This window comes from Metabacillus sp. FJAT-52054 (genome assembly GCF_037201815.1).
Lineage (GTDB): Bacteria > Bacillota > Bacilli > Bacillales > Bacillaceae > Metabacillus_B > Metabacillus_B sediminis.
Genome location: NZ_CP147407.1, coordinates 860,465 through 885,207, shown reverse-complemented (window position 1 = coordinate 885,207; position 24,743 = coordinate 860,465). Strand labels below are relative to the sequence as shown.

Here is a 24,743-nt window from a genome sequence, read left to right as displayed (position 1 = left end):
TTTCTGTCCATTTGCCCACACTATTTAGCCGTTCCAGCTTGCAATTTAGCCGTTCCCCCCGCTTATTTAGCCGATCGGCAACCGAATTTAGCCGTTCCCCCCCACATAGTTGGCCAGTCGTAAAATCCTTAGCTGCTCACAGCGTTCACCCATTTAAAAAAGCGATACCCCAAAAAGGGTACCGCTTCACATATTAATTGGTATAGTTTTCGCTCAGTTCTGCCCCTTCTGTTTTACGGGTTCCAGCTTTCTGTTTAAATCTAGGCAAGCCGAATGCTATGGCTAAAATACCGCATAGAAGGGTTAGCATCGGATAGAATGTGTACGGGAGAATGCTTAATGGAGATGCTTTTACAAGCTGCGCTCCGGCAAGCATTTGCGCTCCATATGGAATAAGTCCTTGTACACTGCATGAGAAAATATCCAGGATGCTGGCTGATTTTCGTTTGTCAATGCCGTACTGATCGGCAATATTTTTCGCAAGCGGTCCTGCTGTAATAATAGAGATTGTGTTATTCGCAGTTGAAAAGTTAGTTGCACTGACAAGTCCTGCAATTCCAAACTCTGCGCCTTTTTTTGTTCGAATGTTTTTTGTCATAGCGTTCAGGAGGAAGGCTATTCCTCCATTATGTTTGATGATTTCTACCATACCGCCAATAAGAACGGACAGGATGATAAGCTCGGACATTCCAGAGATGCCTTTCATCATCGTTTGAGAGAATGTCAGGATATTGAAGCTTCCGTCTGCCAGCCCAATAATCCCGGTTAAGACAATTCCGCCTCCAAGCACGGCGACTACATTCAAGCCGGCGAGTGCTGCAACGAGTACTCCAATGTAAGGGAGCAATTTAACAAAACTGAATTCCTTCGGATTGACGGCTGAGTCCATTCCAAGTGAGATGGTAAACAGCACGATAACCGTAACAATCGCTGCAGGCAGGACGATGAAAAAGTTCGTTTTAAATTTGTCCAGCATTTCAGTCTTCTGTGTGCGGACAGCGGCGATTGTTGTATCGGAAATAAAGGATAAATTATCTCCAAACATAGCTCCTCCAATAACAGAAGCAACAGCCAGGGCAACCGGTATTTCGGTTTCACCGCTGATTCCCGCTGCAATTGGTCCAAGTGCCGCAATTGTTCCCATTGATGTACCCATTGAAATCGATACAAATGCTGCAATAATGAAAAGTCCTACTACTAAAAAGCTTTGAGGAAAATACGTTAAAGCCAAGTTAACTGTCGACTCTACCGCGCCCATTCCTTTTGCCGCTTCCGAGAAAGCGCCTGCCAGGATGTAGATAAATACCATAATCATAATATCAGGATGTCCTGCACCTTTAGCAAATCGTTCAACTTTCGAGGTCAGGTTTTCTTTTCTATTCATGAACAGTGCCACAGTTACTGCTACTAAAACGGCTACAACCATTGGAAGCTTGTAGAAATCTCCAGTTATGACACCGGCTAAAATAAACAATGCTACGAAAACCAGCAATGGCAGCAGCGCCAGCGGATTTCCTTTCGCTCCATCTTTCAAATCCATTTTCTCCACCTCACTGCTATTCGATTTTTCCAGCTTGAGCAATCCTATAATGCCAGAAGATTCACCTTATAAAAAAGACCCCTTCTTATCCTTTTAAGATGAGGCCTTAATACACAATAATCAGGACACTCTTCTTATCTTCCAAGCTCTGGAGCTTGCTGGATTTGGCACAGCACTCTTCAAAAAAGTCCGCTGCCGAGGCATCGCAGGGCCAGTCCCTCCGCCTCTCATAATAAGAAGTTGAATTTATTTAAGGGTTTTTCAAAAACAATCTTTTACTACCTTAAGGGCTGTCAGAGAAAATGTCAAACAAAAAAATGCATGAATTTTACTTTTTCAATAAAATAATAACCTTTTCAGATAGATAGAAAACCTTTTCATTTCCTATATGCCAGGGCCGTGTATCGCATGCACAAAAATATTATCGCACTCAAACATTTACAATTATTTCTATTGGTTCGTAAATGGATTTTTCCATTCCATTAATGCTCCGCAATTGAAGGATTCCTCATCCTCTATATAATTGCGGATCACCTTCACTGGCGTCCTGCCGCAGCGGAGCAAAAATGTGAGGACAGGATCCTTCAATTCTCCTTTAACTATCGCATCAACATATTGTTCAGGGGTCATTTTCCCGGCATGTTTTTGATACCCTGGCATTCTCCCTCCGCCAAGGAGCCTGTCCAGCCCTTTATAAATAACCACGTCATACATAGAGGACATAAGCCACTTCCCGAGTCCCGCTTTCCGATACATAGGACGGACACCTATATCTACCACATATAAGGTGTTTCCATTAGGCTGATGGCTGCGTATGTATCCATCATCTGTGATTTCTTTCCACGTATGATCCGGATAAGCCGGGTCAAAATTGATTACTAGACCGGTGATGGAACCGGCAAGCTCTCCATTTACTTCTATGCAAAGCGCTCCTTCTGCAAAGAAATTCACATGGCTGCTCAGCTGCTCCTTATTCCACTAAAGCTCAGAAGAAAAAGGCGGAGGAAAGCTCTCTTGCTGAATGCGAATCAGCCCCTCAAAATCCGGTTCCATATAATACCGAATAACTGCAGGCGTTGGTCCATTCTCATCGAAAACGTAAAAGTCCTTCCTGTACATTGGGTTCCCCCGTCTCAATACTTTAAATAGTAACTAATACCGCTTTTTGAGATTTAGAAACCTTTTCAAAAAAGCAGACCACTAAAGATGGCCTGCTTTACGCTTCAACGTTCGGATTCTTTAAAATGAATGGATTTTACTTTTTGGGTCTTTTCATTAAATTCAACTGTTACAAATAATCCGAATTCCCTGCTGCCCTGGCGAACCCAAAGCTTGAATTTTTCTGCTGCCAATTCTGCATCCACTTTTTCACGGCCAATATGCTTATAATCAAGCAGCTTGGCATCCGGATACTTACGCTTAACCTCTTGTATAGCTATTCTAGACCACTTAGCATATGCGGGCTCCTGCTGGTGTGCTGAGTAAACAAGCCTAGGCTCAGCTATCCCTGCAAGTATACCTGCTATAAGAAAACAGGAAATCCATTTTTTCATATTACGTAACACATCCCTTTTTCTTTTAGGGTGGCGCAAACCGCAAAAAAAAGACGTGCATCCAGCACGCCTTTTTTATCCAATTACGATTTGTTTAACAAACTGTGTTTTCTTCCGTATAAGAAGTAAACAATTAAACCGGCAGCCAGCCAAATAAGGAAGGCAATCCAAGTTTGCTTTTGAAGCTGAAGCATTAAATAGGCGCAGGAGAGAAAGGCTAATATTGGAACAACTGGGACAAATGGAGTTTTAAACCCAGCCTTCATCCCTTCTCCTGATCTCCTTAAAACCAAAATCCCTATGGAAACCGACATGAAAGCAAACAATGTACCGATACTTGTTAAATTTGCCAATTCATCGAGCGGGATAAATCCTGCAAATAGAGAAACGAGCAAACATCCAAGGTACGTTGTTTTAACCGGAGTCTGCGTCTTTTGGTTAACTTTTGACAGACCTTTCGGCAGCAGACCATCACGGCTGATTGCATAAAACAGACGGGACAGACCGTACATCATAACAAGCAAAACTGTTGTCATTCCGGCAATGGCACCGATTGAAATCAGTCCAGCAACCCAATCCTGGTTGATATAATTCAGTGCAAAAGCAACAGGATTTTTCACATTAAGTTCAGTGTAAGGAACGACTCCCGTTAAGATTGCAGAGACGGCAATGTAAAGAACTGTACAGATTGCCAAGGAAGCGATAATTCCGATTGGCATATTTTTCTGAGGATTCTTTACCTCCTCCGCAGCAGAGGATACAGCATCGAATCCGATATATGCAAAGAATACTGTCGCAGCACCGGTAGCAACCCCCGCAAAGCCGAATGGCATAAACGGCGTCCAATTATCAGGCTTCACATACCACACAGCAACCGCGATAAATAGAAGAACAACCACAATTTTAATAATAACCATAATAGCATTAAGCCTGGCTGATTCCCTTACACCTTTCGTTAAAAGAAAAGTGATCAGAAACGCAATAATGACAGCCGGAAGATCAAAATAGGTGCCATTTTCAGGTGAATAGGCGCTGGTTAATGCAGTAGGCAAATGAATCCCGAAGCCCCCCAGCAATCCTTGAAAATATCCCGACCATCCGCTTGCGACGGAAGCAGATGCAAGCCCGTATTCCAAGAGTAAATCCCATCCCAAAATCCATGCCATCAGCTCGCCGAACGTTGCATAGCTATATGTATACGCACTGCCTGAGACCGGAACGGTTGAAGCAAATTCTGCATAGCATAATGCCGCAAAAGCGCAGGCAATTCCCGCTAAAATAAATGATAAAACAAGTGCCGGACCAGCATGTTCTGCTGCCGCAACGCCTGTAAGTACAAATATCCCCGTACCGATAATAGCCCCTATTCCGAGCATCGTCAGGTCAAATGCACCTAGCGTTTTGTTAAGCGAAATCCCTTTACTTCCTGAATCCCTAATGATTTTATCAATCGACTTTTTCCTAAACAGACTCATCGTCTCACCTGCTATTCTTTTTAAATATTCAGAAATATTTAAATAATATTTGAGATAGTCTTAATTTAATCGAACCCTGTCGAAAAATCAACCGTTTTTTGAAAATTTAATTTATTAAAATAGAAAAACCTTTATATGGAAAAAGCCGGCAATAGCCGGCTCTTCACTATTCCGATTCAGTTCTAGCGCTAATAAGCCCTATAATAACCCCAAGCATCGCTCCATAAAAGACCTCTTCAGGCTGATGACCCAAAAGTTCTTTTAATTCTTCTTTTTGCTTTACATGGCCCAGCCCGGGAAAATGCCCCGAGAGAACCTCGATATCTGCATCAATATCATTGACGAGTGCAGCAATCTCTCCCGTATGCCTTCTAATTCCTTGCGCATCATACATCACAATAATTCCAAAAACAACCGCCAGTGCGGTTTCAATGGAAGAACTCCCATTTTTAGCCGCCACATATGTAGCAAGAGAAGATACGCCTGCGGAGTGGGAACTCGGCATTCCGCCCGTTGTAAACATCGGACGCCAATCCCATTTTCCAGTCAGCTTCTTATGGCCAAATATTTTCAAACCCTGTGCAATCCCTATTCCTGCTAATGCTGTCAAAATTCCTCGATTCTTAATCAATTCCTTCACCTCGCATAAGATTAGTTTTAGACTGTTCGATGACGACTATGCACTTCCATCATTTGCTTATACCCGAAATTCGGCATGAGTAAAATTTGTTTTGCAGGTTAGTTGAGGAATGATCGGTTTTTTATGAGTGCTGAGGATAATTGGAGGCTGGTGGGAACGTGGGGGATGCGGCTCTTATTTGAAGGGGTTCGGCTGGAAACCCGATTGCTTCGATTCGTATTCGATGCGCTTCGGATGGTATAGAAAGTGCAGCGGCTGCTGGTAAAACCCTCCTCCCTTAAAATATTCCATAAAAAAACCGCCCGCTTTTGCCAGCGGACGGTTTTTAAAATAATTAGAAGCTTAGAGCTGCTTCTTTTGCTTTTTCTACAGATTTTCCGAAGATTTCATCTGCTGCTGCAGGATCTGCAGCCATTCCTTCAGCAAGAACCACTGTCACATCATTGATGCCAAGGAAGCTCATTACTGCACGGAAGTAGCTTTCAGTGTGTTCCATAGGCTGCGCCGGACCTTCAGAATAAACGCCGCCGCGTGCTTCGATTAGAGCTACTTTTTTGTCGCCGGAAAGACCGACTGGACCATTTTCAGTGTATTTAAACGTTTTGCCTGCTACTGCGATTGCGTCGATGTATGCTTTCATCAATGGAGGGAAGCCAAAGTTCCACATTGGAGCAGAGAATACCACTTTGTCTGCTTCAAGGAATTGATCTACAAGCTGGGAAAGGCGGGTGATTTTTGCTTTCTCAGCATCTGTTAGCTCCTGTCCTGCAGCAAGTTTGCCCCAGCCGCCAAGAACATCAGCGTCAATCATTGGAAGATCTGTATTGTAAAGATCAAGTGTTTCCAATTTATCTCCTGTGTTTTCTGTTTGATAAGCATCTAGGAACGTATTAGCTACACGTGCTGAGAATGACATTTCGTCACCTTTTGGATTTGCTTTTACGTAAAGAATGTTTGCCATAATTTATCTCCCCTTCAAATATTTTCATTTTATATATTTTTTATTAAAGTATCTCGACTTCGAGGTTTATTTTATCTTACTCCTCCCCATCTGTCAACCAGATCGATTTGCTGAACATTCCATGGTTTTAAACTCAAACTATTAAGGGTAAATCTAAAATAAGCTACTCAATGGAAAGGATGAAATAATCATGGATCAGCAACAACTAAGAGAACAAATCGTAAAATTAATTGACCAAAATAAAATCGGGACGCTTGCTACGGTTAAAAACGGAAAGCCGCATTCCCGCTATATGACATTTTCCAATGAAAATCTAACGCTTTATACTCCTACTGATATCGAGACTCATAAAGTGGAGGAAGTTGACGAGAACCCTAATGTTCATATCCTCCTTGGATATGATGGAGAAGGTTTTGGTGATACGTATGTAGAAATTGAAGGCAAGGCTTCAATTGAGAAATCAGAGGAGCTTAAACAGCGTTTATGGGATGACAATATGAAGATGTGGTTTGACGGCCCTCATGATGATAACTACATTATTTTGAAAATTACTCCGGATCAAATCAGGCTGATGAATAAAAAAGGCGAGCCGCCGCATACACTGGAAGTATAATAAACCTAAAATGGGCGGACAATCCAAGTTGATTGTCCGCCCATTTTTTATGGAGATTTTAAACCAGAAGCCAGGCTTTACATAATTTCTTCAAGAACTACCGGCTCTTCTGCACCATGCATCAAAAAAGCTTGAGGCTCCACCTCAAGCTTCTTCCTACCATTATTTAAACGTTGTCGACATCAAAAATTCCTTCGAGCGCTCTTCCTTCGGGTTGTCAAAGAACTGATCCGGCGTTCCTTTCTCCACAATCCGTCCTTCGTGCATATAGACGATGGAATCGGCTACCTCACGTGCAAATCCCATTTCATGAGTGACGACAATCATTGTTTTCCCTTCTTCAGCGAGCTGTTTCATCGTTTCGAGCACTTCGCCTACAAGCTCAGGATCAAGCGCTGAAGTCGGTTCATCAAACAACATGATGTCCGGTTCCATTGCAAGCGCACGTGCTATGGCTACCCGCTGCTTTTGTCCTCCGGAAAGCTTGCTTGGATAAACGTCCGCTTTGTCCTCAAGCCCTACTTTTTTCAAAAGGTCTTTGCCTAGTTGAACGGCCTGCTCTTTTTTCATTTTTTTCACCATAAGCGGCGCTTCTATAACGTTACCAAGCACTGTTTTATGAGGAAAGAGGTGAAAATGCTGGAACACCATTCCGACTTTTTGGCGGACCTCATTAATATCATGTGATTCTTTCGTTACTTCTTCGCCTTCAATGACGATCTTGCCGTTATCTCGCTTCTCTAAAAAATTGAGGCAGCGCAGCAAGGTGCTTTTCCCTGATCCACTGGCGCCGATCAGGCAAACCACTTCACTTTCATAGACCGTCATATCAATATCCTTTAATACATGAAGCTCTCCGAACGATTTGTTCAGTTTTTCTGCTTTTATCATTTCCCTATCCATGATGGCCTCCTTCTACCGGTCACTGACAGCCAGTTTTTTCTCGATCAGGTTGACACCTATTGTCAAAATTGCCACGACAATTAAGTAGTAAACGGCGACAATGAGCAAATACGTCATTTCATCAAAATTATTTGAACCGAGCGTTGTCGCGACATTGAATAGTTCATTCATTGAAATAAAGGCGGCCAGGGATGAATCCTTTAACCCGATGATAAATTGATTTCCAAGAGGCGGCAGTGCACGCCGGAAAGCCTGCGGCAAAACAATTCTGCGCATCGCAAGCGACCGGGTCATTCCAAGAGACCGTCCCGCTTCCATTTGCCCTTTGTCAATCGATTGAATGGTACCCCTGAAAATTTCGGCGATGTAAGCACCATTATGAAAAGCGAGCGCAAGCGATGCGGCCCAGAAATCCGGAATTAAAAAGATCCCGCTGATCCCGAAATACAGGATGAAAATTTGGACGATGAGCGGAGTTCCGCGAACCAGATAAATATACGCATCCGAGATGTACCCCAGCGGCTTTATATTGGAAATTTTTAATAGTGCAAAAAACAACCCGATAAAAATCCCGATGATGATTGATACAACCGTGAGCTGCAGAGTGAGCAGCATGGCCTTTAAAAAGACATCATAGCTTTCTCCGAATACTTGAAAAAAGTGCGGCAAACTAGGCAATGATCCGACTCCCTCTCTTTATTATTTTTTTGGTTTCTCCGTTGCTTCTTCTTTTGTAATGTCTTCTCCAAAATATTTAATACTGATTTTTGCTAATGTTCCATCCTTGCGCAGGTTTTCCAGCGCCTCATTCACTTTCTTCTCCATCAGCGGATTGTTCTCGGGGATGACCACTGCCTGGGCACTCCGTTCAATCAGCTGCTGGCCCTTAATTTTAAAGCCTTCATTTGCAGCGCTTCGGCCGGTTACAAAATCCGTGATAACGGCGTCATGGCGTCCTTCACTAAGTGCCTTCAGCGCAGTTATGTCACTATCATATATTTTCACGTTTCCTGTGTACTGCTTCGCTGTGTCAGCGTATGTAGATCCTTTTGCTGCAGCAACCTCTTTTCCTTTCAAGTCAGCGGTTGTTTTAATATCGCTGTCCTTTCTCGTGAAAATTTGAGGTCCGGAGTAATAGTAGGGAGTGGAAAAACGAACATACTTTGCCCGCTGATCATTGATCGTGTGGCTCGCAACCGCTACATCGGCTCTTCCTGTTTTTACCCCTTCTACAATTCCTTTAAATTTAATCCGTTTTTCAACCGGCTTTAGCCCGAGTTCCTTTGCAATTGCCTTACCAACTTCCACATCAAAGCCTGTCATGGTCATATCGTTTTTGACATAACTAAATGGCTTGAATTCTCCGGAAGCGGCAAAGATAAACTCGCCTTTATGCACAAGCTCCAAGCCGTCTTCACCTTTTTCCTTTTCGGCACAGCCTGTAAGCACGGCCATCATAAGCGTAACGCTTATCATCCATATCAATACCTTCTTCATCCGAATACCTTCTCTCCCTTCTGTCATGGGTCAGGTTTGTAAGCTACTGGTATTACATACCCAATTTTCTGAAATTTTAATCTAGGCAATGAATTAAAGGATCAGTAAACCATCTCGTATATAGTGTGTAATGTTAATTGTTGGTCAAAAGTAAAAGAGCCCGGGAGAATCCCCTCTGGCTCTTTTCATTCCATGTTGCTATGCATCCCCAAAACCTGATCATGATCGAGGCTCTTCCGTTCAGACAGGCTGAGGCAAATCCAGTCAAACAGCAAATGGATACTCTGATCAAAAAGGGATCCGAGCGGCTGAATGCTCATCTTTTCTCCCGGCTTCCGGTATTTCGTAGCCGCCGGCACAATCACAACCGACTCTTCTCCGGCGTTCTGTGCAAGCAATGTATCTGCATTCGCTGTAAAAACGAGGAGCTCTGTCCCCAGCTCCTTTGCTTTTACAGAAAGCCATTCCACGCTTTTTGTTTTTCCGGAGCCGGATACAAGTATAAGCAAATCTTCCTTTTTTACAGAAGGAGTGGTCGTTTCTCCGATGACATAAACGACTAGACCAAGGTGCATGAGCCTCATAGCAAATGATTTAGCCATGAGACCGGAGCGCCCTTCCCCGGCTACAAAAATCCGTTTTGCCCTGTAGATCCTTTCCACTGCTTTTTCTGCAGATTGACTGTCTGTTTGCTGGAGAACGGAAGCCACTTCCGCAACGATATCATTAACATTCAAGGCTGCTCATTCCTTTCATACAGGCTTCTTTCAGCTCAGCAGCAGCCCTTGAAGGATCAGCCGCTTTTGTGATGCTCGAGCCGGCAATAACGATTGAGACTCCGGATTTTTGCAGGGAAGGAATGCTTTTGACACCAATGCCCCCTGCTGCCGCAGTTCGCACTCCCATCTCCTTCAAGAAAGACAAACCTTCAAATTCAAAGCTTCCATTTCCGCTTTCCTGCAAATCCTTGCTGGTATGGACACAAAAGATGGCAGGGCAGTGGACAATTTTTGCTGTTCTTTCTAAATCGGTGTTCAGCAAATCAATCATTACCGTCCTGCCCCTTTTTTCCGCTTCATTGAGGCAAATTTCAATAGTTTCTACCGGCGCTGCTCCCATAACAGTTAGAAGATCAGCACCCGCTTCAAATGCGAGCTTTGATTCATAAACAGCGTTATCCATGATTTTCATATCTGCCATAACCAGCTTATCCGGACAGGCCTTTTTCACCTCAAATACACTCCGCATTCCGAATTCCTTTATGAGGGACGTTCCCACTTCCACATAATCCGTAAAGTAGTCTGTTCTTCTTGCTAAATCAATTGCATCCTCCAGACTTAGCCGGTCGAGCGCAAGCTGCAGCTCCATGTTTCATCCTCCGATCGTGGTTGATGATTCTCTAATCTTCAACTCTGTCTGGAATACGAATAATCTCTTTTCATCAGATTTGCCGCTGATCTGTTCGAATAATAAGTCCGCAGCCTTCATACCCATCTCGTAGGCGGGCTGGTCAATTACCGTGAGAGCAGGCTCGGATATGGCCGCCATTTCAATATTATCGAAGACCACGAGGGCGAGATCTCTGCTGATACGGATTTCATTTTTACGGGCGAACTTCATCACTTCAAAATACGTCAGATCATTTCCCGCAATGAGTGCGGTCGGCCCTTTTCCGTTAGCAAACATCTCTTCAAGGACCGATACCATCTCCGAAATTTCAACAGATCTTATGAAATGCTCATTGACCGGTTCCCCTCGTTTTTCAAGTGCTTCTATAAATCCGGCCACCCGCTCTCTTCTTGGAAAAATCGTTGGAGGCGGCGTTAAAATCGCAAGCTTTTCATGGCCTTCCTTCAAAAGGTGACCGACAGCCTGATCCATTGCATCCCGGTTGTCGACAACCACCGTATTCACATCGATCCCATCCAGTTTGCGGTCAACGAATACCACAGGGTACTTCTCTGACTCAAGCTTTTTATAGAGCTCAGGGTTTTTCCCAGTAGGAAAAATCACGAGTCCGTCTACCTGTCTCGCTCTCATGCTGTCGATATACTTTTTTTCCTTATCCTGATCTTCATAAGAATTGCAGAAAATCACCTGAATGTCTTTTTCCTGAAAATAATCTTCGATGGCACGGCTCATCTCCGTCGAAACGGTATGGACGATATTGGCGGCGATAATGCCGATAAGCGACGTTCTTTTTTGCTTCAGGCTTCTTGCTACATAATTTGGATGATACCCGAGCTCATCTATCGCTTTTTTGATTCGGTCCTTCGTTTCCTGGCCCATATATTCAAAACGTCCGTTTAAAAATTGAGAAACTGTGCTTTTGCTGATTCCAGCTGCTTTGGCTACATCTGCCATCGTTACGCGTTTCATCTAAATCCGTCCTCTTATCTATAGATTCTTCCTCTATTGTACTGTTCCACGCTGTCGATATCCATCTAAGAAGAGGACGAGCTGATTATGCCGCATCACGCAAGTTTCATTTCACCTGGAAACCCCGGACACATTCACTGAATTGGCGTGCTCGATCCGCAAGCTTGATCAGGCTTTCCCCATCAGCCGCCATTCCAACGCTCACCAGTGTGCTCCCCACACCAATCGCGGCTGCCCCCGCCTTTAGGAAGGCTTCCATATTATTGAGTCCGATTCCGCCTGTTGGCATGAGCGGTATATGGGGAAGCGGTCCTGCTACTGCCTTTAAAAATTCCGGCCCCAAAACATTTGCCGGAAATACCTTCACTAAATCTGCTCCTGCTTCATAGGCAGTGAGAATTTCAGTAGGGGTCATTGCACCCGGTACACTGATGACCCCGTATCGCTTTGCCATACGGATGGTGTCCAAGCTCACAGTTGGTGAAAAAATAAATTTCGCTCCGGCTGAGATTGCTGTTCTTGCCGTCTCCGGATCCAGTACCGTCCCGGCCCCTACTAAAACCTCTTCATTGAACGCCTCGTTTAACCGTTCAATCACCTGGATTGCCTTCGGGTTTTCCATCGTAATTTCAAGGGCGGTAACCCCGCCATCCTTCAGGGCTTGAGCAATCGGAACAATCGTATCCGGATTCGCTCCTCTTATAACGGCTACAACGCCGCTTTCCTGAAATGCATGTGCTCTCATTTTCCATTCCTCCAGTTAAGCGCTTTCAACGGCAGATTGGTGTCTCGCTGCAGCTGTATTCTTTACGGCAAAAATCGTAATAATCGCGGACAGAAGCAGGGCACCCGACATGAAAAGATAAGAAGCCCCAAATCCTCCTGTTGTTCCATTTAAATAACCGACAAGGTAGGAACCTGCAAATGATCCGAGTGCCCCCATGCTATTGATGAGGGCCATCGCGCCCCCTGCAACATTACGAGGCAAAATCTCCGGTATGATGGCAAAGAACGGACCATACGGGGCGTACATCGCTCCTCCTGCAATAATGAGCAAAACAAAAGAAAGCCAGAAATTGCTCGTTCCAATTAGATAGGAACCATAAAACGCGAGTGCCCCAATCAGCAGGAACGGCCAGACAAAAGCACTGCGGTTAAGGGTTTTATCTGAGAAATAAGATGCGGACAGCATCCCGATAATGGCTAAAATATAGGGAACAGATGAAAGCCATCCCGTTGTAACAATATCCATGTTCGGCGCTGCTTTAATAATAGAAGGAAGCCACATCACAAACCCGTAAACCCCGATGCTCCAAAGTGCATATTGAAGACTGAGCAGAATAACCGTTTTGGATTTAAATGCTTCTGCGTAATTTTTCACAGGCTTCAAGCCTTGCTGCTCTTGATCCAGCTGGATTTGCAGGTCTCTTTTTTCCTGCTCGTTCAGCCATTTGGCGTCCTTTGGTTCATCGTTAACGAGCTTCCACCAGAAGAATGCCCAGATTATTGCCGGCAGCCCTTCCAAAATAAACATCCAGCGCCAGCCAACGGATTCTACTAAATATCCGGATAGAATCGACATCCACAGCACGGTCGCCGGGTTCCCAAGGATAAGAAACGTATTCGCCCTGGACCGCTCCTCTTTCGTAAACCAGTGACTTAAGAAAACGAGCATGGACGGCATTACAGCACTTTCTACGACTCCCAGCATAAAGCGGATGACAATGAGAAGGTTTACGTTTGTAATCAACCCTGTCGCCGTTGCCAGTCCTCCCCATAAAATAAGCGACCAGAAAATCAGCTTTTTCGCACTTTTATTTTCGGCATAATGAGCTCCCGGAATTTGAAAAAAGAAATATCCCAGGAAGAAAAGCGACCCGAGCAGCGACGACATCGCTGCCGTGATATGCAGATCCTCTGCCATTCCTCCCGCTGCCCCGAATCCATAATTGGCCCGATCCAGATAAGCGAGGCTGTACGTAATAAATGCAATTGGAATTAGTCGAATCCAGCGCTGTTTAGATAATGTCCCTTTCATACCTCATCAGCCTCCTTAACATGCTCTTTCATATATCGTTCGAGCTCTTCTCTAACCGGGTATCCATCACTGTCGCCGATTGACTGGACCGCCATTGCCCCGATAGCATTTCCTCTCAAAACAGCCTCTTCCATTGGGAGCCCCTCAAGAATTCCACTCACAAAACCGACGGCAAATCCGTCTCCTGCCCCGACGGTATCTACGACTCTATCAACCTTGAAGCCTTCCACAAGCCCTCTTTGCCCTGCTGTTTTAAAGAACGCTCCATCCGGTCCCAGTTTAACGGCCACTGCCTTCACCCCGTGCTCCAGGTAAAAATCTGCAATTGTTTCAGGCTGACTCGATCCTGTCAAAATACGTCCCTCTTCCACTCCCGGCAGAACATAATCTGCTTGGAATGCTGCTTTGTTTATCTCCTTCGCCATTTCCTCCTGAGAGTTCCATAATGATGGCCTCAGGTTCGGATCAAAGGAAACCGTTTTGCCCGCTTCCTTCATCAGCGTAAGGATATGATGTGAAAAAGCCCTCGTCTGTTCAGACAATGCTAGGGGAATCCCCGTTAGATGGAGATGCTTTGCCGAAAGAAAATAGCGGCTGTCGGCATCTTCGGGTGAAAGGGTGCTTGCTGCAGAACCTCTTCTGAAATACTGCACCTCAGGATCTCCCTCTAAAACCTTGGATTTAATCTGGAATCCAGTCGGATAGCGGGAATCCGTCAAAACACAGTCAACATTCACGCCTTCTTTTTTCAGCCGGTCCATAATAAATTCGCCAAATGCATCGCTTCCGACCTTGCTCGCCCAGCCGCTTTTAAAGCCAAGCCTCGCAAACCCTATCGCTGTATTGGTTTCCGCCCCCGCCAGAGACCTGGTGAAATGCTTTGCTTTATAAAGAGGTCCTGTATCATCGGCTATGAACATGGCCATTGCTTCGCCGAACGTCACTGTATCCAGCATCTTTTTCACTCCTTTTAAAATGGTTAACATATTTCACAGCCTCTGCTTTTGTTCTTATAGGGAACTCAAGTCCGATCGGACAGTTTTCAGGCAATACGCTCAAAACCCGGCTGCACAAAGACTCCTTATGCAGTTCAGGAGGCGCGGTAATCAGATGATTCCCTTCCATGACCGTCTCCTTCAGGTGAATGTAACGAACATACTTGCTTAGTCTGTGTGCTGCGTCCAGCAGATCTTCTCCTGCATACCGCCAGTTCCCTGTATCAAACGTCATGCCAATCGGCAAATCAGCAAAGGAAACGCTTTCAAAAAATGCTTCCATCGGCGTTATTTTTCCCCCGTAGGATGTTTGGTCATTTTCAACATAGAGAACCTCGGATTGTTGGAAATGAGACATCAGTTCTATCAAGCTCTCAATCTCAAATACATCCGGAATATAATGACCAAGTGATACCTTCAGTGCTCCTGCACCGTGCAGCTTCATTTCCTCTGCTAATTGGAATATTTCTATGTTTAGCCTGCCATTCTTATCAAAGAGCTCTGCCGGAACCGAATACACATCTTCCTTGGTCGCTTTAAGCGGCAATTCAGCTTCCCCCATACGCTCCTTTCTTATTTCCGCTCCATCGGCTCCGACTGAATGAATGAGCGGAAAAAGCTGGGCATGATTGTCTAACTGGAGTTCCCCTCCATCCAAAGCATGGAAAGGGATGACGATGGATCTCAAAGTAAACACCCCCTATTCGTTAGTAAATCGGTTTAGTAAATCGGTTTTTAAACAGTATATTAGAATGTAAGCGTTTTAACAAGGGGTTTTTATGGTTCTGTTTTTGCATAATCTGGTGCAGCAGTTTGGGATATAAAAGAAACAGGCTGCCACGTCAGCGCGGCAGCCTGTAAACACTTCCTGTTTATGTTGGTAATTATATACACATTTGATTGCTTCGCTTGGTAATGAGTCAATTATAAAAAAAGCCCTGCATACACAATGTACGCAAGGCCCCAAATCAGCTGGTCATTTCAGCTGCTTCTTTTCGGAAAAAGCTTTTCATCGCATGGAATACATCGACTTTTTGCTTGAGGATATAATAGCGGAAGTTTTCATTGGTGATGTTTTTATAAGCGGACATTAAGGTCGAGTGCCGGTTATACTGATTGACCTCGCCGTAACCAAACATATTGGATACCTTCATTAATTCACCGACAAGCTTCACACATCTCGCATTATCGGACGTCAGATTATCCCCATCTGAAAAATGGAATGGATAAATGTTATAACGGGCAGGCTGGTATTTTTCATCAATAATTTCAAGGGCTTTCCTGTAGACAGAGGAGCAAATCGTACCTCCGCTCTCCCCTTTGTTGAAAAAGTCCTCTTCAGATACAACCTTTGCTTCAGTATGATGGGCTATAAATTCAATTTCCACATGCTCATATTTCGTACGGAGAAACCGCGTCATCCAGAAGAAAAAGCTTCGTGCCATGTACTTTTCCCATAACCCCATACTGCCGCTTGTGTCCATCATCGCAATAACGACTGCCTTTGACTCAGGTTTAATCACTTCATTCCAAGTCTTAAACTTCAAATCTTCCGGATAGATCGGGTAAAATTGCGCCTTTCCCTTCATTGCGTTTCGTTTATAAGCAGACATCATCGTCCGTTTCTTATCGATATTTCCCATTAATCCGGTTTTGCGGATATCGTTAAACTCTATATTCTCCACAACGTTCTCTGCCATTTCCTTGCGCTTCAGGTTGGGCAGCTCAAGCTCACTGAACAAAGCCTCCTGAAGCTCCATCATGGACACTTCGGCTTCGTAATAATCTTCCCCCGCCTGATCTCCTGCTCCCTGGCCTTTTCCTGGTCCCTGGCCTTGCTGCGAACCGTCCCGTGCGACCACATCTCCAACCTGGCTGTCGCCGTCACCCTGCCCGACATGTTTGTTTTTATCATAATTATAGCGAATCTTATATTCATCTAGTGACCGGATTGGAATCTTCACTACGTTTTTCCCATTGGACATAATGATGCTTTCCTCGGTTATCAGGTCAGGCAGGTTGTTCTTAATCGCTTCCTGTACCTTCTCCTGATGCCTTAGCTGGTCGTCATAGCCTTTGCGGTGGAGGGACCAATCTTCATTCGAAATGACGAAGTTGCTTGCGTCTCCTTTTGACATATTCCCCTTCCCCTCCAAACTTTTTTTAAAAATTGCTCTGCCATCTATCACCGATTTGGAGCCTATTGCATATGATGTCGGTGAATGAATTTCTCTCCGTTGGCTGATTTTTTGAGATTACTCTATCCTATGCGGGGGATGAGGATTATTGACAAACAATTATGAAAATTGGGCACCTCCTCCAATAAAAATAGACAAGGTATCTATGCAAGGATTTTGGCAGATTTTATACATAGTAAATAAAAGAACCCCTGCACTGGGCAAGGGTTCTGTTTATTATTTATTCTCGTTTTCTTTATGCTGATCAGGATCCGGAGTCTTTCCCGATTTCTTTACTTCCTGATTCGTTTTCATATGCTCCATGATTTTGGATTGTTCCACCAAATCGTCCATATCGCGAATACTTGAACTCTCTTTTGATTTCTTCGGATTCTTTTGATCCATTTCTATCACTCCTTAGGAGATTGTATAGTGTAATTACCCGGTTAGGGGTGGGGTGAAACGTGGGCTGCGGCAAAGTATTTAGCACTGACCCCCATCTTATTAACGCAACGGGGGGCAGAGAATCAAAAATGCCAGCCTAGATGGGCAACGGGTTTCAACTCAATGGGGACGGAGCTTTAGTTCTGCAGTGAATTGGGGGTCAGTGCATTGCACTGACCCCCAATACTTTACAGGATCAAGGGACAGAGCTTTAAACTCTGCAGTTCCTCTCCTCCAATCGATTCCAAGTGATGGGGACGGTGCTTTAACGCTTTATCAGAGTGGGGGTCAGTGCAAAATCAGCCCACACAAAAAGCCGGGAATCTCCCGGCTCGCCGCATACCTATCGATTTAGCAAACTTCCTACATAACGCAGCAGTTCATTAGCAGAGGTAGAGTTATAGCCATGCTCATCAATTAATCGCTTGACGACTTCGTTTACCTTTTTCAGTTGCTGCTCATCCGGTGTTTTGGATGAGGTCGTAATTTTCACAACGTCCTTTAAATCCGCAAACAGTTTTTTCTGGATGGCTTCGCGCAGTCTTTCATGTGAGTTGTAATCAAATCGCTTCCCTTTGCGTGCATAGGCGGAAATGCGGATCAGGATTTCTTCGCGGAATGCTTTTTTCGCATTTTCGGAAATCCCGATCTGCTCCTCTATGGAGCGCATCAACTTGTCATCCGGATTCATCTCTTCACCGGTGAGCGGGTCGCGCAGCTTATTTTTATTGCAGTATGCTTCGACGTTATCCAGATAGTTTTCCATAAGGGTTTTCGCCGATTCTTCATAGGAATACACAAATGCTTTTTGAACTTCTTTTTTCGCAATATCGTCGTACTCTTTACGTGCGACCGAGATGAAGTTCAGGTAGCGCTCGCGGTCTTCCTGTGAGATCGACGGATGCTGATCGAGCCCCTCTTTAAGAGAACGAAGGACATCCAGTGCGTTGATGGACGGATTTTCTTTTCGGATGATGGTGGAGGAGATCCGGTTAATGACATACCGCGGATCAATCCCGCTCATGCCCTCATCCTGATATTCCTTCTTCAGTTCCTCTAAATCTACTGTGTTGTAGCCTTCTACACTCTCTCCATCGTATAGCCTCATCTTCTTCACGAGGTCGATATCTCCGCGTTTTGCTTCCTTTAATCTCGTTAGAATGGAGAACATCGCTGCAACCTTGAGGGTATGCGGGGCAATGTGGACATCGGACACATCGCTTTCGCTGATCATTTTATCATATATGCGCTCTTCCTCTGTTGCTCTCAGATTATATGGAATCGGAATCACGATAATCCTTGAGTGAAGCGCCTCGTTTTTCTTATTGGATATGAAGGAGCGGTACTCGGTTTCATTCGTATGGGCCACAATCAGCTCGTCGGCGGAAATGAGTGCGAATCGCCCTGCTTTGAAATTTCCTTCCTGTGTCAGGGAAAGAAGGTGCCATAAGAATTTTTCATCACATTTCAGCATCTCCTGGAACTCCATCATTCCGCGGTTTGCTTTGTTTAGCTCTCCGTCAAAGCGATAGGCTCTTGGATCGGACTCAGAGCCATACTCGGCGATCGTTGAAAAGTCGATGCTTCCTGTCAAGTCGGCAATATCCTGTGATTTCGGATCAGATGGACTGAACGTACCAATTCCGACGCGCTTATCCTCGGAGAAAAAGATCCGCTCAACAATTACATCTTCAATTCTGCCGCCGTACTCCTCTTGAAGCCTCATCATATTTAAGGGAGACAGATTGCCTTCGATACGGATGCCGTATTCCTCATAAAAATCCTGGCGAAGGTGATGGGGAATTAAATGAAGAGCATCCTCATGCATCGGGCAGCCTTTAATCGCAAACACGGAACCGTTATCGGTTTGGGAGTATTTTTCAAGACCTCTTTTCAGCATCGTGACAAGTGTTGATTTCCCTCCGCTTACCGGACCCATGAGAAGCAGGATCCGCTTCCGGACATCGAGCCGCTTGGCAGCAGGGTGAAAGTATTCTTCTACAAGTCTTTCAAGCGCCTCTTCAAGCCCGAACAGCTGAGAATCAAAAAATTTGTACTTTTTGACGCCGTTGACTTCCTCAATGCCGTGATCTTTGATCATATTATAAACCCGCGAGTGAGCTGATTGAGCCACATTGGAGCGAGTTTTCAATATTTCCAAATACTCTACGAAGGTTCCTTCCCATTTCAAACGCTCTTCATCTTCTCTGTACCTTTCAATCTTCTTTAAGATATCCATAAGGACCTCCTTCATCTTTGTGCATCACAAGAGATTACTACACTTTATGAGAGAGGGAAGCTTATCATTCTTGTTTTTCTGATGTGTCTTCCAAGCAATCGCTATGACTGAAAATTTAGAAATGGAAGAAAAAGAGGACGAATACAATTCACAGCGCTTTCATAATACCGTATAATTGAATTTATACGCTTGGACTACATTTTTTTGGGGAGGGCATTTATGAAGACCGCATTGCTGCTTGGAGTCTGCATTACATTCCTCGTTTCGATTTTCACAGCCGGGTACAACGATAAACCGAAAATACGGAAATAAAAAAACGGCCTTCTCGCGGAGGCCGTTTTTGCTTACAGTAAATCCAAATAATTCTGCTGTCTCAAGGCTTCATAAACCAAAATGGCAGCTGTGTTGGAAAGGTTGAGAGAGCGGACATGCTCTGTCATCGGAAGCCTCAGGCACCGGTCCATGTTAGCATCAATCAGGTCCCGCGGCAGACCTGTCGTCTCTTTTCCGAATACAAAAAAGGTATCCTTCTCCTGATCGGAATAGTCAAATACCGTATGCGGCTGTTTGCCGTGTTTTGTTAAATAGTAAAATTCTCCGTTCTCATATTCCGCAAACAATTCGTCAAGCGAATCATGGTAACGGACATCTACATGCTCCCAATAATCCAGGCCGGCACGCTTCAGCATTTTATCATCAGTTGAAAACCCAAGCGGGCGGATTAAATGAAGAACGGTGTTTGTTGCTGCGCATGTACGGGCAATGTTTCCCGTATTGGCAGGAATCTCCGGCTGATACAATACTACGTGTAATCCCAAAATGGTCACCTCTGTTAAAAATTCTTTCCACCTCATTATACCACGCTTTAGCTTTTCTCAGAATCGTCCTGAATCCGGTAAAATGAATAGCGGATATTCGGTGTATAGGCAGTCGAATCCTTATAGGACCAGTACCTCATCCGGCTGTTGGACGTCTGTGCATTCACAAGCGGCATGTTGTTTTTATCCTTGGCGACAACAAAGGTTGTATGATCAAAACGGCCGTCTCCTTCAAAATCATAGCAAACGACATCTCCGGGTCTCAGCTCTTCAGCTGAGCCAACCTTGATTCCCCGCAGTCCCGTTTTCGACCGGGGGAGGAATAAATTCATAGAATGAGCAACCGCCCAGCTGTAGCTCCATGTGTTATTCTGCATCCACCAGCCAGTCCCCTTTCCCGGATATCCCCGCATTTGTGCTCCTCCGCTGCGAAGGCATTGAGAAACAAAATTGGTGCAGTTGACATCAAAATTTTTATACTGGCTGTTATGGCTGTTCCACCAGCGCTCCGCATACTGTACTGCCGCCATCCGGTCATAATAAAAGCCCTTCCGCTCGAGGTCTTCATCATCAAAAGCTTCAAAGTCCTGATGAACCTCCGGCCGGCTTTCCGCCCAATCCTCGAGAACCTCAGCATCTGTGAGGGAGGCAAAACGCCGGCCTATTTTTTCCTCTAAATAAAACGAATCGTCATTTTGAATGAGCCACTTTTCATGAAGGATATATTGAACCTCTCGAAAATCACCCTGTTCTTTCATACCCGTCACCTTAATCTTCGACGATCCTTTAATCGCAAGGGTCTTTCTCTCATTCAATTCCTCTGCCTTCCGCTCAAGAGAAAGCTTTTCTGCATCCGACATAAACGGCAAATGCCTCGTCTTCCCATTGACTACATAATCCAACCGGCTTTCCGCTGCTGTTCTAAGCAACTCATTCACCATGCTCACCTGCTTCCCATTCTTCTTTTACAAGAATATGAGAAAGAATCCCGCAGTATCAGTTTTTTTCAAATGGTACCTCATCATTTCATGAAAACTGGCTCTGTATGGGCTGTTCAATCATTGGTAAAATCATGATTAAAAGGAGGCGTAACTATGTACATTCCAAAACACTTCGAACTGAACGATAAAGAAGCCATGTATCACTTAATGAAAGAAAACAGCTTCGCCACTTTTTTTTCCCATCATAACGGTGAACCGTTCGCAAGCCATCTGCCTCTGACAATTGATGAGACAGAAGGAATGATTTACGGTCATTTCGCCCTGCCGAATCCGCAATGGAGGGATGCTGAAAATCAGCAGGTACTCATCGTTTTTCAAGGTCCGCACTGTTACATATCTCCAGCTTGGTACGGTACAGATAAAGCCGTTCCTACCTGGAACTATACAGCAGTCCATGTATATGGTGAACTGGAGCTTTTGAAAGAAAAGAATGACATTTTGGAAGTGCTGTCGCAGCTCGTCCGCCAGCATGAACCTGCAGACAGCTCCTACCAGATGGAGGACATCGAGCCTGGTTATATTGAAAATTTGAGCAAAGGGATTGCAGCCTTTAAAATCCGCATAACGAAGATGGAGGGCAAAGCAAAGCTGAGTCAAAATCATCCTGCTGAACGGCAGGAGCGGGTCATTCAGGCGCTAGAAAATCTGCTTGGCGAAAATGAACAGAAGATTGCCGGCTTGATGAGGAGAAATGATAAACGATGAATGAAAAAGAGATTGTTGCCCATATAGAAGAGGATTTGTGGATGATGCACGTCTTGGAAACCGTGCAGCTGCTGAAGCTTCCTGATTGGTGGATCTGTGCAGGCTTTGTCCGTTCAAAGGTTTGGGATGTCCTTAACGGGTTCAGCGAAAAAACGGTGCTCCCTGATGTAGATGTCATCTATTACGATCCCAGCTTCCAGGATGAAGCAATTGAGAAAGAGCTTGAACGGAAGCTCTTCTCATTATCACCTGAAATTCCGTGGTCGGTAAAAAATTAGGCAAGGATGCACGTCAAAAACCAAATGGACCCCTACATTGATTCAGTTGATGCCATGTCCAGGTTCCCGGAAACGGCAACCGCCATTGGAGTTACACTGAACCATGACGGACACGCCATTTTAGCTGCCCCGCACGGTATTGAGGATTTAGTGGGGATGCAGGTGAAAGCAACTCCCTATTTTGTAAACAGCGCTGTGTATAAAAAGCGGGTCATAGAAAAAGACTGGTTAGCCGTTTGGCCTATGGTCAAGGTGACCCTTTAATTCGAATGAAGGGAACTCCTCTTACTCAGAAGTTCCCTTCCATTCATAAAGCAATCTCAAATTCTTTTACAAATACGGCATTTCCCGTCATTTCTACATGAAGGCGTCCATGATCTTGTGCCACTTTCACTCGAACTCTTCCCTCTTTTCCGATCTCATTTCCCTGCTCGATAATAAGACTGATTTCGGTCTCTTCATTTTTCGCTATGTATTTCTTGTAATACGCACCCATAACACCGGAAGCCGTTCCCGTCACCGGATCCTCGACTGTGCCTGAAAATGGAGAGGAGAAATGCCGGCCATGCATATGCGCTGCAGAATCATATGTTTCTAAGCAAAATGGGTGGACAGATGCTTTCGGGATTTCTTTTAACAAATCAGGAAATCGCTCATTGTGAGGGACCATTCTTTCAAAAGCACGCAACTCTTTAACGGGGACTAATAACGTCCAGTTTCCTGTGCTTCCATATTGTATCGGCAAATCGCCGGCTAAATCTTCTTCGGCCAGTCCAATAGAAGCCATTAAGTCTGCCTTTGACCCCTTAAACGGCTTGAAAACCGGTTCCGCCTGTCTCATGGTTACAAGTAATTCATTGGAAGTAGTCGTAAGCTGAATAGGAAGCATTCCTGCATTTGTTTCGACGATCATCTCTTTTTCTTCATTTAACAATCCGTTTTCTTTTAACGCATACACAGCAGCAATGGTTCCATGACCGCATAAATCCATTTCATGGCCCGGCGTAAAATACCGGATTTTAAAATCGGCGGAATCGGAATGGGCCGGAAACGCCGTTTCATTGAAGCCAGCTTTTCTTGCCAGTTCCTGCATTTCCGTTTCTTTTAAATGATCCCCGTTCAATATCACTCCAGCTGGATTTCCTTTATCGGGCTTGCTGCTGAAGGCATCATAATGAAGAACCTTTATACGTTTCATCCTTTTCCCTCCAAATTATAGATGCAGATTATTAGGTTTCGTCCCCTGTTCTCTCTTTCCTTCTATTGTAGATTAATACAAGTTATTTGAAACGAAAAAAAGCCTGCCAGCAGGCAAGCTTCTAACTTTTAATCACTTACGCAGGACATCAAGTCCCGCCCGCATTTCCTTCAGCACTTCGTCATCTTCTTCTTTTCGCAAATGTTCTTCCAGAAACGAGATCGACTCGGCCTGTCCGATTTTCCCGATTGCCCATGCCGCGGTCCCTCTTATGACAGGCCTTGGGTCATCCTTGACAAGCTTGTACAAATCAGGAAGCGCTGTTGTGTCTTTGTAGTGAGCGAGGGCAATGATCGCGTTGCGCTGGATTGGTTTTTTCCCTCTCCAGGACCCTGACACATGTCCGAATTTATCTTTAAATTCCCGGTTTGACATGGAAAGCAGCGGCTTTAGGCTCGGTTTTGCAAGCTCTGGATCCGGCTCCATTTCTTCATGCAAATGAAAATCCTTGCCTTTGTTCTCGGGACACACGGTTTGGCATGTATCGCAGCCGTATAGCCGGTTTCCGATTTTTGTCCGGAACTCCTCCGGCAGAAAGCCCTTTGTCTGCGTTAAATAGGCGATGCATCGCTGGGCGTTGAGCTGTCCGCCCTGGACAAGTGCACCTGTAGGACAGACATCTACACACTTATTGCAGGTTCCGCACTGATCCTCAATTGGCTGATCAGGCTCGAAGGGAATATTTGTGACGATTTCCCCCAGATACACATAGGAACCGAACTCTGGTGTGATCGTTGCGCAGTTCTTTCCGCTCCAGCCAATCCCTGCCCGTTCGGCGACAGCCCGGTCTGACAATTCGCCCGTATCGACCATGGATTTAACCCGGACGTCCGGAGATTTTTCTTTTAAAAACTCTTCCAGCTTCGATAGCTTTTCCCGCAGCACGTCATGATAATCCTTGCCCCATGAAGCACGGCAGAAAATTCCGCGGCGGTCCTCCCTCGTGCTTTTCGGTGCGTTTTTCATTTTAGAAGGATAAGCAAGAGCAATGGCAATGATCGATTTAGCTTTGGGTACAAGCAGGCCGGGATTGGTCCGCTTTTCAATATCGGGTTCTTCAAAGCCTGATTGGTAGCCAAGTTCCTGCTGCATAAGAAGCCGTCCTTTTAGCGTTTCAAATGTATCCGCACTTGCAAAGCCGATTTTATCAATTCCAATCGTTTTGCTGTAGGCAATGACTTCTTCTTTTAATGCTCCAATATTCATCAGTCATCCTCCTTTCTTCGGTT

At 44.9% G+C, this 24,743-nt stretch carries 24 protein-coding genes, 2 pseudogenes and 1 riboswitch; of the genes and pseudogenes, 3 read left to right on the top strand and 23 right to left on the bottom strand.

Going from position 1 to position 24,743, the window contains the following annotated elements; all coding sequences use genetic code 11:
* Window positions 1-193 precede the first annotated feature (193 nt).
* The 6 genes and pseudogenes from WCV65_RS04815 to WCV65_RS04790 form a co-directional block, all read right to left on the bottom strand.
* Window positions 194-1,534, bottom strand: a complete 1,341-nt coding sequence (locus WCV65_RS04815) for a Na+/H+ antiporter NhaC family protein (protein ID WP_338782158.1) — start codon at window positions 1,532-1,534, stop codon at window positions 194-196.
* A gap of 137 nt (window positions 1,535-1,671) precedes the next feature.
* Window positions 1,672-1,779, bottom strand: a riboswitch (SAM riboswitch).
* A 211-nt stretch (window positions 1,780-1,990) separates the two neighbouring features.
* A pseudogene (locus tag WCV65_RS04810) lies at window positions 1,991-2,659 on the bottom strand (GNAT family N-acetyltransferase).
* Between the two features lie 104 nt (window positions 2,660-2,763).
* Window positions 2,764-3,093, bottom strand: coding sequence for a YqzG/YhdC family protein (locus WCV65_RS04805; protein WP_338780474.1), 330 nt, complete (start codon window positions 3,091-3,093; stop codon window positions 2,764-2,766).
* 83 nt (window positions 3,094-3,176) lie between these two features.
* On the bottom strand, window positions 3,177-4,568 hold the full coding sequence (locus tag WCV65_RS04800; protein ID WP_035404968.1) for an amino acid permease: 1,392 nt from the start codon (window positions 4,566-4,568) through the stop codon (window positions 3,177-3,179).
* Between the two features lie 166 nt (window positions 4,569-4,734).
* The gene (locus tag WCV65_RS04795; protein WP_338780471.1) at window positions 4,735-5,208 is read right to left on the bottom strand and encodes a divergent PAP2 family protein; all 474 of its coding nucleotides are present in this window, start codon (window positions 5,206-5,208) and stop codon (window positions 4,735-4,737) included.
* Window positions 5,209-5,542: 334 nt separating this feature from the next.
* Entirely contained in the window at window positions 5,543-6,169 is a 627-nt protein-coding gene (locus tag WCV65_RS04790; RefSeq protein ID WP_338780469.1) for an FMN-dependent NADH-azoreductase, read from the bottom strand.
* A 190-nt stretch (window positions 6,170-6,359) separates the two neighbouring features.
* Between WCV65_RS04790 and WCV65_RS04785 the strand changes: the two genes are divergently transcribed.
* Complete coding sequence (locus WCV65_RS04785; protein ID WP_338780467.1) at window positions 6,360-6,782, top strand: pyridoxamine 5'-phosphate oxidase family protein; 423 nt, start codon at window positions 6,360-6,362, stop codon at window positions 6,780-6,782.
* A 162-nt stretch (window positions 6,783-6,944) separates the two neighbouring features.
* Here the strand turns inward: WCV65_RS04785 and WCV65_RS04780 are convergent, their stop codons facing one another.
* From WCV65_RS04780 to WCV65_RS04710, 15 genes are all read right to left on the bottom strand, one after another.
* On the bottom strand, window positions 6,945-7,685 hold the full coding sequence (locus WCV65_RS04780; RefSeq protein WP_035404973.1) for an amino acid ABC transporter ATP-binding protein: 741 nt from the start codon (window positions 7,683-7,685) through the stop codon (window positions 6,945-6,947).
* Window positions 7,686-7,697: 12 nt separating this feature from the next.
* A complete protein-coding gene (locus WCV65_RS04775; protein WP_035404974.1) occupies window positions 7,698-8,363 on the bottom strand; it encodes an amino acid ABC transporter permease in 666 nt (221 codons plus the stop codon).
* Between the two features lie 21 nt (window positions 8,364-8,384).
* Complete coding sequence (locus WCV65_RS04770; protein WP_338780464.1) at window positions 8,385-9,182, bottom strand: transporter substrate-binding domain-containing protein; 798 nt, start codon at window positions 9,180-9,182, stop codon at window positions 8,385-8,387.
* Between the two features lie 185 nt (window positions 9,183-9,367).
* Window positions 9,368-9,919: a 6-phospho-3-hexuloisomerase gene (gene hxlB, locus WCV65_RS04765; RefSeq protein ID WP_338780462.1), complete on the bottom strand. Its 552-nt coding sequence runs from the start codon at window positions 9,917-9,919 to the stop codon at window positions 9,368-9,370.
* On the bottom strand, window positions 9,909-10,550 hold the full coding sequence (gene hxlA, locus WCV65_RS04760; protein WP_338780461.1) for a 3-hexulose-6-phosphate synthase: 642 nt from the start codon (window positions 10,548-10,550) through the stop codon (window positions 9,909-9,911). The genes hxlB and hxlA overlap by 11 nt, the downstream gene beginning before the upstream one ends.
* Window positions 10,551-10,553: 3 nt before the next feature.
* Window positions 10,554-11,561 carry a LacI family DNA-binding transcriptional regulator gene (locus WCV65_RS04755; RefSeq protein WP_338780459.1) on the bottom strand — a complete coding sequence of 336 codons (1,008 nt, stop codon included), beginning with the start codon at window positions 11,559-11,561 and terminating at the stop codon, window positions 10,554-10,556.
* 106 nt (window positions 11,562-11,667) lie between these two features.
* Window positions 11,668-12,306 carry a bifunctional 4-hydroxy-2-oxoglutarate aldolase/2-dehydro-3-deoxy-phosphogluconate aldolase gene (locus tag WCV65_RS04750; protein ID WP_338780456.1) on the bottom strand — a complete coding sequence of 213 codons (639 nt, stop codon included), beginning with the start codon at window positions 12,304-12,306 and terminating at the stop codon, window positions 11,668-11,670.
* A 15-nt stretch (window positions 12,307-12,321) separates the two neighbouring features.
* Window positions 12,322-13,599, bottom strand: coding sequence for an MFS transporter (locus WCV65_RS04745; protein WP_338780454.1), 1,278 nt, complete (start codon window positions 13,597-13,599; stop codon window positions 12,322-12,324).
* Window positions 13,596-14,555: a sugar kinase gene (locus WCV65_RS04740; RefSeq protein ID WP_338780452.1), complete on the bottom strand. Its 960-nt coding sequence runs from the start codon at window positions 14,553-14,555 to the stop codon at window positions 13,596-13,598. The genes WCV65_RS04745 and WCV65_RS04740 overlap by 4 nt, the downstream gene beginning before the upstream one ends.
* A complete protein-coding gene (locus tag WCV65_RS04735) occupies window positions 14,503-15,282 on the bottom strand; it encodes a hypothetical protein (protein ID WP_338780450.1) in 780 nt (259 codons plus the stop codon). Before WCV65_RS04735 ends, WCV65_RS04740 begins: the two co-directional genes overlap by 53 nt.
* A gap of 280 nt (window positions 15,283-15,562) precedes the next feature.
* Window positions 15,563-16,732, bottom strand: a complete 1,170-nt coding sequence (gene yhbH / locus WCV65_RS04730) for a sporulation protein YhbH (RefSeq protein WP_035404985.1) — start codon at window positions 16,730-16,732, stop codon at window positions 15,563-15,565.
* A gap of 276 nt (window positions 16,733-17,008) precedes the next feature.
* Window positions 17,009-17,176 carry a hypothetical protein gene (locus WCV65_RS04725; RefSeq protein WP_338780447.1) on the bottom strand — a complete coding sequence of 56 codons (168 nt, stop codon included), beginning with the start codon at window positions 17,174-17,176 and terminating at the stop codon, window positions 17,009-17,011.
* A 382-nt stretch (window positions 17,177-17,558) separates the two neighbouring features.
* On the bottom strand, window positions 17,559-19,454 hold the full coding sequence (locus WCV65_RS04720; protein ID WP_338780445.1) for a PrkA family serine protein kinase: 1,896 nt from the start codon (window positions 19,452-19,454) through the stop codon (window positions 17,559-17,561).
* 344 nt (window positions 19,455-19,798) lie between these two features.
* Window positions 19,799-20,281 (bottom strand): tRNA (uridine(34)/cytosine(34)/5-carboxymethylaminomethyluridine(34)-2'-O)-methyltransferase TrmL, encoded by a 483-nt coding sequence (gene trmL / locus WCV65_RS04715; RefSeq protein ID WP_156505912.1) that lies wholly within the window; start codon window positions 20,279-20,281, stop codon window positions 19,799-19,801.
* A 38-nt stretch (window positions 20,282-20,319) separates the two neighbouring features.
* The gene (locus WCV65_RS04710; protein ID WP_035405090.1) at window positions 20,320-21,210 is read right to left on the bottom strand and encodes an amidase domain-containing protein; all 891 of its coding nucleotides are present in this window, start codon (window positions 21,208-21,210) and stop codon (window positions 20,320-20,322) included.
* Window positions 21,211-21,366: 156 nt separating this feature from the next.
* On the opposite strand from WCV65_RS04710, the gene WCV65_RS04705 reads away from it, so the two are divergent.
* On the top strand, window positions 21,367-21,978 hold the full coding sequence (locus tag WCV65_RS04705) for an FMN-binding negative transcriptional regulator (protein WP_338780442.1): 612 nt from the start codon (window positions 21,367-21,369) through the stop codon (window positions 21,976-21,978).
* A pseudogene (locus tag WCV65_RS04700) lies at window positions 21,975-22,520 on the top strand (nucleotidyltransferase family protein). The gene WCV65_RS04705 and the pseudogene WCV65_RS04700 overlap by 4 nt, the downstream one beginning before the upstream one ends.
* A gap of 43 nt (window positions 22,521-22,563) precedes the next feature.
* Here WCV65_RS04700 and WCV65_RS04695 read toward each other — a convergent pair.
* Window positions 22,564-23,454, bottom strand: a complete 891-nt coding sequence (locus WCV65_RS04695; RefSeq protein ID WP_338780440.1) for a PhzF family phenazine biosynthesis isomerase — start codon at window positions 23,452-23,454, stop codon at window positions 22,564-22,566.
* A gap of 132 nt (window positions 23,455-23,586) precedes the next feature.
* Window positions 23,587-24,720 (bottom strand): tRNA epoxyqueuosine(34) reductase QueG, encoded by a 1,134-nt coding sequence (gene queG, locus WCV65_RS04690; protein ID WP_338780438.1) that lies wholly within the window; start codon window positions 24,718-24,720, stop codon window positions 23,587-23,589.
* Window positions 24,721-24,743 lie beyond the last annotated feature (23 nt).